Origin of the sequence: Sulfurovum sp. (genome assembly GCF_041562805.1) — a bacterium.
Lineage (GTDB): Bacteria > Campylobacterota > Campylobacteria > Campylobacterales > Sulfurovaceae > Sulfurovum.
Genome location: NZ_JBFFOH010000122.1, coordinates 1 through 7,440, shown reverse-complemented (window position 1 = coordinate 7,440; position 7,440 = coordinate 1). Strand labels below are relative to the sequence as shown.

General features: G+C 41.2%; 12 protein-coding genes. All 12 read right to left on the bottom strand.

From position 1 onward, the window contains the following. Positions 1 to 135: 135 nt before the first annotated feature. The 12 genes from ABYK33_RS11980 to ABYK33_RS11925 all read right to left on the bottom strand — a co-directional run bounded on the left by ABYK33_RS11980 (position 136) and on the right by ABYK33_RS11925 (position 7,292). Positions 136 to 489: a hypothetical protein gene (locus tag ABYK33_RS11980; RefSeq protein ID WP_373033473.1), complete on the bottom strand. Its 354-nt coding sequence runs from the start codon at positions 487 to 489 to the stop codon at positions 136 to 138. Between the two features lie 110 nt (positions 490 to 599). Beyond that, entirely contained in the window at positions 600 to 989 is a 390-nt protein-coding gene (locus tag ABYK33_RS11975) for a ribonuclease E inhibitor RraB (RefSeq protein ID WP_373033472.1), read from the bottom strand. A gap of 611 nt (positions 990 to 1,600) precedes the next feature. Next, the gene (locus tag ABYK33_RS11970) at positions 1,601 to 2,146 is read right to left on the bottom strand and encodes a hypothetical protein (RefSeq protein ID WP_373033471.1); all 546 of its coding nucleotides are present in this window, start codon (positions 2,144 to 2,146) and stop codon (positions 1,601 to 1,603) included. A gap of 485 nt (positions 2,147 to 2,631) precedes the next feature. Beyond that, the gene (locus tag ABYK33_RS11965) at positions 2,632 to 2,928 is read right to left on the bottom strand and encodes a DUF1330 domain-containing protein (protein ID WP_373033470.1); all 297 of its coding nucleotides are present in this window, start codon (positions 2,926 to 2,928) and stop codon (positions 2,632 to 2,634) included. Positions 2,929 to 3,064: 136 nt separating this feature from the next. Further along, a complete protein-coding gene (locus ABYK33_RS11960; protein ID WP_373033469.1) occupies positions 3,065 to 3,334 on the bottom strand; it encodes a hypothetical protein in 270 nt (89 codons plus the stop codon). 104 nt (positions 3,335 to 3,438) lie between these two features. Next, entirely contained in the window at positions 3,439 to 3,774 is a 336-nt protein-coding gene (locus ABYK33_RS11955; RefSeq protein ID WP_373033468.1) for a hypothetical protein, read from the bottom strand. Between the two features lie 131 nt (positions 3,775 to 3,905). Further along, the gene (locus ABYK33_RS11950; protein WP_373033467.1) at positions 3,906 to 4,151 is read right to left on the bottom strand and encodes a hypothetical protein; all 246 of its coding nucleotides are present in this window, start codon (positions 4,149 to 4,151) and stop codon (positions 3,906 to 3,908) included. A 116-nt stretch (positions 4,152 to 4,267) separates the two neighbouring features. After that, positions 4,268 to 4,624 carry a hypothetical protein gene (locus ABYK33_RS11945; protein WP_373033466.1) on the bottom strand — a complete coding sequence of 119 codons (357 nt, stop codon included), beginning with the start codon at positions 4,622 to 4,624 and terminating at the stop codon, positions 4,268 to 4,270. A 543-nt stretch (positions 4,625 to 5,167) separates the two neighbouring features. After that, positions 5,168 to 5,596, bottom strand: coding sequence for a hypothetical protein (locus ABYK33_RS11940; RefSeq protein ID WP_373033465.1), 429 nt, complete (start codon positions 5,594 to 5,596; stop codon positions 5,168 to 5,170). Positions 5,597 to 5,602: 6 nt separating this feature from the next. Next, positions 5,603 to 6,175: a YcxB family protein gene (locus ABYK33_RS11935; protein ID WP_373033464.1), complete on the bottom strand. Its 573-nt coding sequence runs from the start codon at positions 6,173 to 6,175 to the stop codon at positions 5,603 to 5,605. Between the two features lie 125 nt (positions 6,176 to 6,300). Continuing rightward, the gene (locus ABYK33_RS11930) at positions 6,301 to 6,696 is read right to left on the bottom strand and encodes a hypothetical protein (protein WP_373033463.1); all 396 of its coding nucleotides are present in this window, start codon (positions 6,694 to 6,696) and stop codon (positions 6,301 to 6,303) included. A gap of 164 nt (positions 6,697 to 6,860) precedes the next feature. Then, complete coding sequence (locus tag ABYK33_RS11925; RefSeq protein WP_373033462.1) at positions 6,861 to 7,292, bottom strand: hypothetical protein; 432 nt, start codon at positions 7,290 to 7,292, stop codon at positions 6,861 to 6,863. Positions 7,293 to 7,440: the final 148 nt, after the last annotated feature.

Below are 7,440 nucleotides of genomic sequence, written 5' to 3'. Positions count from 1 at the left end.
CTGATTTAACACAGCAGCAATGTGATGTGATCGCTCAAAAGCTTAACAGTCGACCACGTAAACGTCTTAACTTCAGAACGCCAGAGGAATGCTACTATGGTTAGTGACTACATTTGTCGCAGTTCAAACTTGACACTAAGCGCTTTCACGTTGCCAGCAAACAAAACGTGCATTTTCTGTTGAACCCATAGCTTTGATCAGTGTTTCATTGTCAAATTCAGGAAGCATTTGTAGACGCTCAAGCAATTTATCAGATCCTTCAGAAAGCTGAGGGATTACGCAGCCGTTACTGCCGTCTTTAGAAAGCAACAAATAAAACACATCCTCCTGCAACGGGCCTTCATCGGTGGTTAGGATTCCGACCTCATGAAGATCTTCCCAAAGTATAGTTTCAATGATGCCATCAGGTCTTGTTCTGGTTACTGCAATATCGTCATAAGTCACCACGTCATGTAACTTGTGCCTTTTAAATAGACTAAAAAAACCCATAACTAAATGCCGCCTAACGCTTTATTAACAGGAATACCGGAGCGGAGTGGATTTTGTGCGATTTTGCACAAAATGCGCGCCGCGGAGGTATGTCCTTGTTGAATTTTTTGTTAGCTTTTGTCAAGTATGTGCCAGTCAGCGTCATTGTATATGCCATTATACTTTATGGTGATGCGGTATAGCTCATTATAAACCTTCATTAGATTCTCTAGGTTTGGCACCATTCTCTTTGTTAGCCATAGTGAATAATCATCCCTACCATACTCATACAGTTTTTCTTCTGTGTAACCGATAGACTGAGCATCCTGAGATGCCTTTAATGCGTCACTACTACTATTTAAGCTCATGTAGAATCTGATTGTATAGGCCTTTGATACATCAATATTTTTACTTTCCAGTTCTTCAATTTTTAATTTATCAACGTTAATGCAGCATGCATAATTCTGCGCTGAAATAGAAAATAAAGAAATAAAAGCAAAAATGGTGAGTGTGATTTTCATATTTATAAAGCTAACGCTTAGCTAAGCCGACCGCCGTAGCGGGGCTTGATTTTGTGCTACATAGCACAAAATAAGTGCCGCGGAGGTGGGTCGGCTTGAGCTGATTGTTAGATTTATATTTACCACAAAAATACCAACTTATACTGATATGAGGTAATTAACAGCATTGAGCTAATGGCAATAGAAGATGCATGTGGCATTGAAGCTTCCTTGCGGTAACGACCAATTAAGCCAAAGATGATTGACATGACTGAGAACAGTATTATGCCAATGTATACTAGTGACAATACCCTATGTTCAGTTAATGATAGTGGATCCAGTGCCCGCATTTGATGTGCATCACCAGAACCCGATACAGATAGCTCTAAAAGCATATTTATATATGTGCCATTTGCGCCGTCATTGTTCGGCAACTCGCGTAATACAAGAAACAGCATTACCAACCCTGCTGATGCGAAGGCTATGCTTAATTTATTGTATTTACGTGATAGGTCCATTTTTAAATCTAACGTTCACGATAACCGGCAAACCGCAGTGGCACTTTATGTGTGCTAGCGTAGCGCAAAGCACACATAAAGTGCCGCGGAGGTTTGTCCGTGTTGATTGGCTTGTTAGGCATGAAATCCTGCTGCAAACCTGTATATGGCGCATAATGTTACTAACACTTGAGCTAATGTTATAAGCCCTTGTACCTGTAACAATCGGACGCTATTGCGTGAATTTGCCACGAGATCTCCCGCGAGGACTTTGCGCAAACTACGGCGCACGAACCACCTAGAAATTGGAAATATAGATCTCTCAATTTCATCAAATATAAACTTAAAATCTAATTCGATGTTACTCTCAGACGCATTCTTTCCCAGTTCCAGGCCCATAATAGATGCCTTAGCATTTGAAATAACCAGACTAGAAATAAACTTTTGAATTGCCGCCAAAACTAAGGCAGCCATTAGTAATAACAAGAAATCCTGAATAACTGATATATTTACATGAGCCGATACCGAATTGTATTGACTTACCAGTAACGCTGCGGCAGCGCTAAAGCCACCAATTAGCCAGCTAGAGAAGTGATCAATTATTGGGGAAACGCACTCATTCGTTTTCGCCCTCATAACGTTTACGAAATTCTGATCATGTATGTTCTTTATATCTTGCACAAATTCCCCTTGTTATGCCTAACGCCGAGCTAAACCGACCGCTGGAGCGGTGCGTATTTTGTGCGATTTTGCACAAAATATGTGCCGCGGAAGTGGGTCGGTTTGAGCGCCTTGTTAGCTGAGGGCGTATAAGAGGTGGGATGACTGTTCCGGGCCACAAGGCTTAACTGATATTGATTGTGTGCCTGTTCTTTCACTGAACTCTCCATTTACCCCTTCCATTCTCCGACGTTACACCTTTTGCTTCTTTTATGCACCTTCAGGATGGCGCTGTAGATCAGTGTGCCACCCTAATGGCACGGTCTTGAATCTGATGATGCCGATACTACTGCTTAATACTTAATTCTTTTTACAGCTAACGCTTTGCTAAGCCGACCGCCGTAGCTGCGCTTGTTTTTGTGCTATACAGCACAAAACAAGTGCCGCGGAGGTGGGTCGGCTTGAGCTGATTGTTATGACATTTTTGTAGATTAAATAATTTCAAATTACATACCTTCCTCTACGTATCCTGGAACTATTGTTGCCCAGCCTTCTGTTATACTTTTACGGAAAGCAACAACTTCTTGATGTTCTTTTGAATAATAGAAATGCTCTGCATCTGCAATACTGTTAAATTTATGAATCACCATATTTGGGTAAGCCTCACCCTCCATAGCTTTTACTGGGCTAGCTACAATTACTTCAGTTTCGTATTTTTCAAGTATCGGGGTTATTAGCCCTTTAATTTCCTCAATCTTTATACGATCTAGTATTTTATAATTAAAGATTATGTATGCAGACATTACTGTTCCTTGTAGTCATAACGTTTAAGCTCAGCCGACCGCCGTAGCGGGGCTTGGCTTGTGCTACACAGCACAAGCCAAGTGCCGCGGAGGTGGGTCGGCTGGAGCGCCTTGTTATGCGTAGTTAAGTGTGTATTCACTTATTAATAACAATTTTTTCTTCTAAAAGCTCATACTTGAATGAGTTGTTATCATGAATGTTACCCTCAATTATATAGGTTTCTTCATTTTTAGGAGTTACTTTAATTGAAATAGAATAGCGCGCCCCTGACTCAGTGACTTTTTCTGTACTAATTGAAGTTGCAGACAATTCACAAAGTTCCTCAACAGATTTTTGTGATATGTACTGAATTTCAGTAATTAGTAATTTATAAGCCTGAGATCTATTCACATTTTTCTTACGCATAACGTTTTGCTAAGCCGACCGCCGTAGCGGGACTTGTTTTTGTGCTATACAGCACAAAACATGTGCCGCGGAGGTGGGTCGGCTTGAGCTGATTGTTAGGTGATTTAGTCATGTTCACTCCATGCCCTAGTTGATGAATTGTACGCTTGCATGCAAAAGAAACAGTTCCCACCAGGAAAGCTGACTATATAAATACCGGTGTCAGTTAATGTGTAATTTGGCCCTGACATTACCTCGGCGATTCCAACTTCGCTACTGTTAAAAGGATAGCGACCTTCTTTTATTTTAAATTCTTCAATCGCTTTTATCATGTTATTTGCTTCCGTGAACTTCTGATGATACCTCCACTCCACAGGAGCATACCAATTATATAATGTTGTAATTACAAGCAGAATTCCTATCAGTACGGTGAAAATAACAACAGAGTTACCTTTTCTCATATTCACCTAACGTTTTGTTAAGCCGACCGACGGAGCGGGACTTGTGTTTGTGCTAAACAGCACAAACCAAGTGCCGCGGAGCTGGGTCGGCTTGAACTGGTTGTTAGGTGTTTTTTGCAATTCAAGTGACCCTATTTTAAAACAATGTTTAGTTTTTTAGTAAAGGGGATTAGTGTGAGAGCGATTAATGTTGTTGCTATTATGAAATTTGAGCTCTTGCCACCGCCAAAATACCACTCCACCCAACTTCCGCCTTCTTCTCCGGCAAACCCATAAACTGCAGCGATGAACAGTAGAACGTTCAGCATAGCAGCTGCCGCCATTGATACAGAAATTACGTAAAACCATTTAACGACTTTATAGAGCAGGTCATTCATTTCTTATTAACACCTAACGCCTTGCTAAGCCGACCGCCGTAGCGGGACTTGTTTTTGTGCTACACAGCACAAAACATGTGCCGCGGAGGTGGGTCGGCTTGAGCTGATTGTTATGCTTATTCTTCATATGCACTCCAATCGCAATTTACCTTATAGCTTGTTGTGTTTATAACCAACTCAGCCACATCTCCTGAAACCTTTAGGTAAATATTATTAATGTTTCTTTCATTTCCTTTTGAGAGGAATGTAATGGATTTATTTTTGAAATCAGAATCTAAGACTTCATAGTTAAATGAAGGTATATCTAACCGCACTCTATCTTTGTATAGCGAAAAGCCAGCAAATGAATCTTCACTAAAATTGTAATGTAATTGCAGCCAGTAAACACTATTGCCGCAATCGACAGATTCGGTAGATGATGCCGGTAGCGAATATAGGATCAGAAAAAACAGTAATATATTTGCTGGTTTCATATTAAGCATAACGCTTTGCTAAGCCGACCGCCGTAGCGGGACTTGTTTTTGTGCTATACAGCACAAAAAAAGTGCCGCGGAGGTGGGTCGGCTTGAGCTGATTGTTATGCATGCGTGGCCCACATACTTTTTAAGTATTTATACCCACTTGCTGCACACACACTAATAAGTAAATATAGTGATATTAATGACAATATGTCATATAGGCCAATTTCTGAATAGTAATGATAACTTAAGCTGGCGCCGTGAATAGGTAAGAAATGCTGGCGAAATTGTATTGCAGGTTCTACGAATAGTAACGAAACAGATAAAAAGAACTCGTGAAATCGAATGCCGAGCAACTCTAGAGTTACGGCAATAACAAGATTTAGCACAAAGAACAAAAACAGAAAGCTGAAAACCTTAATTGTTTGTTTGGTGATATCCATATTTTTATGCATAACGTTCTGTTAAGCCGACCGACGGAGCGGGGCTTGATTTTGTGCTATAAAGCACAAAATAAGTGCCGCGGAGTTGGATCGGCTTGAACTGGTTGTTATGTTTTTAAAAGCCAAACCCTATACCCACCAGCCATTTTTCATCTGTGTCTTCGAGGCCAGCATAATAGCCTAGCTTAATGCTCATGCCCATTTGTGAAATTATTGCTTCAATGCCAGCAAGATCTTGAGTGTTAAACTTGGCATAGCTTATACCTATACGATCTATGCCGTGTCCAGCTTGCACACCTTTACCAATTGACACCTTCGTCCCCTCCAAGCCTAGTTCAAAATCAATGTACTTGAATGAGCCATAATAGTGAGGCCTGTCCTCGCTGTATTCATATGGCTCATTAAACGCGATGCCAGCCTTAATATTCACCTTATTCATCGTATCAATGTATGCAGCAGACAACAGATTTGATTCTACGCCAAATGCTGGCTGTGATAATACCAGCGCAACTACAAACGTTATCGTGTGCTTATTTTTAAACATAACGCCTTACTCAGCCGCCGCGGTAGCGGTCGGCTGGAGTATATTGTTATGCATTTCTTCTATATGTTTTTTGAACTCTTCTGCGCTAGACTCACTTTCAAATGCTGAATTCGGGATTATTTCGGCCACCATCGTGTCTAGAAACATATATACATTTCCATCATGTAACACGACCTCATCAAGCAATTCCCACTTAAAAGTGCTGCCACCAAGAGTACCCCTGTTCCTAATGCCCGATTCGTCAACTTCCAGAACCCAGTCACCGAGTATTAATCCATTGTGTTTTGGTGCTGAGTTTTCTTTATACTTTTTTAGGTATACAAAATACAGTGTCAACAAAGCAAGAAATAGTATAGATACGACAACAGCCGTAGGCCAGTGTAACGAAGAAAGGCTAATGTTTGTGTTTTTAAATATGCTAAATGACACAAACGCTATAACACCCCAAATGACCATGCTTAACGCGACAGATTTCAGGCTTTTACTATCTTTGCCTGGATCTGAATGGTTTGCTCGGTGAATAGCATATTCACAAAATTTCGCATAATCATCTTTAGTTATAGTGAATTCTAAACGCATGGATTAACTCTTTTTATGCATAACGTTCACGATAACCGGCAAACCGTAGTGGTACTTTATGAGTGCTAGCGTAGCGATAAGCACACATAAAGTGCCGCGGAGGTTTGTCCGAGTTGATTGACTTGTTAGGCCTCTCCATTGCAGCCTTTACCAATAGCTATGCGCCAGAATATATAGTTCGGAATTAACCCGATAATCATGAACAGCACAAACGCAATAAAGGTTACGAAGCCACCCCTAGTTAGCCCAGGCATAGATGCTGACACTACGAGCATAAGAATTACACCTGTAAGCGCACCACCTATCAGATAATATTTCAGATCAGTTTCTTCAATTACTTTTAATGCTGCGTGTGTAACCAGAACCATAAACAATATAACTATTAACGGAACAAATCCTGTTTGCCAAAATACGGCAAGGCCTACTCCTGCGGCATCCGGGCCAGCTACTATTGAAAGGATTACAACAGATATAAATGGGATAGAAAGTGTGGCCGCAATTAGTCCTTTTAATGTTTTCATATGTGTGCTCCCTGTGATGTGTGTTATTGGCCTAACGTTCTAGCTAAGCCGACCACCGTAGCGGCGCTTGTTTTGTGCGACTTTGCACAAAACATGTGCCGCGGAGGCGGGTCGGCTTGAGCGCCTTGTTGGGCATGATTGTCGGTTATTTAATATGAGGTTCTTCATGGCGCGTATAATTCCTTTATTACTGCCCTTCTTGGTTCTTCTTTGTCATACAGCACTTCGATGCTGGTTCCAGGGACAAGAGAAAGAACCGTTTTTGTTTTATGGACAGGAGACCATGAAGTTATCTTATTCCCTTTATGATGAAACGTAAATTCGATACGACCACGATCTTTGACAATTCTTAGGATAACAACGTTTCCAGAGGTAGATTCACCATTAGCGAAGAACCATGCAATTCGTTGAATGCGCCAAGTAATAAGAATAATCAAGCCACAGGTGACAAGAAATGGGAACCATAGCGGTTGGTGATATTGTGTAGTTGATATATATGGGAACACCAAATGAATTGCCCAAATGATTGGAATGCCAATACTCGAAGCCAGTGCAGGCCAATCATTTACAATAACTTTTATGATGCTGTATCTCATGAGGCCCAACGCTTTGCTAAGCCGACCGCCGTAGCGGGACTTGTTTTTGTGCTACACAGCACAAAAAAATGTGCCGCGGAGGTGGGTCGGCTTAAGCTGATTGTTAGAACCTTACTCACGTTGACAGCTGCCTTTGCAGTTCTTGTAG

Coding starts and splice junctions, on each gene's coding strand:
- ABYK33_RS11980 (WP_373033473.1), bottom strand. CDS start 489: ATGGGTTTTTTTAGTCTATTTAAAAGGCACAAGTTACATGACGTGGTG.
- ABYK33_RS11975 (WP_373033472.1), bottom strand. CDS start 989: ATGAAAATCACACTCACCATTTTTGCTTTTATTTCTTTATTTTCTATT.
- ABYK33_RS11965 (WP_373033470.1), bottom strand. CDS start 2,928: ATGTCTGCATACATAATCTTTAATTATAAAATACTAGATCGTATAAAG.
- ABYK33_RS11960 (WP_373033469.1), bottom strand. CDS start 3,334: ATGCGTAAGAAAAATGTGAATAGATCTCAGGCTTATAAATTACTAATT.
- ABYK33_RS11955 (WP_373033468.1), bottom strand. CDS start 3,774: ATGAGAAAAGGTAACTCTGTTGTTATTTTCACCGTACTGATAGGAATT.
- ABYK33_RS11950 (WP_373033467.1), bottom strand. CDS start 4,151: ATGAATGACCTGCTCTATAAAGTCGTTAAATGGTTTTACGTAATTTCT.
- ABYK33_RS11945 (WP_373033466.1), bottom strand. CDS start 4,624: ATGAAACCAGCAAATATATTACTGTTTTTTCTGATCCTATATTCGCTA.
- ABYK33_RS11940 (WP_373033465.1), bottom strand. CDS start 5,596: ATGTTTAAAAATAAGCACACGATAACGTTTGTAGTTGCGCTGGTATTA.
- ABYK33_RS11935 (WP_373033464.1), bottom strand. CDS start 6,175: ATGCGTTTAGAATTCACTATAACTAAAGATGATTATGCGAAATTTTGT.
- ABYK33_RS11930 (WP_373033463.1), bottom strand. CDS start 6,696: ATGAAAACATTAAAAGGACTAATTGCGGCCACACTTTCTATCCCATTT.
- ABYK33_RS11925 (WP_373033462.1), bottom strand. CDS start 7,292: ATGAGATACAGCATCATAAAAGTTATTGTAAATGATTGGCCTGCACTG.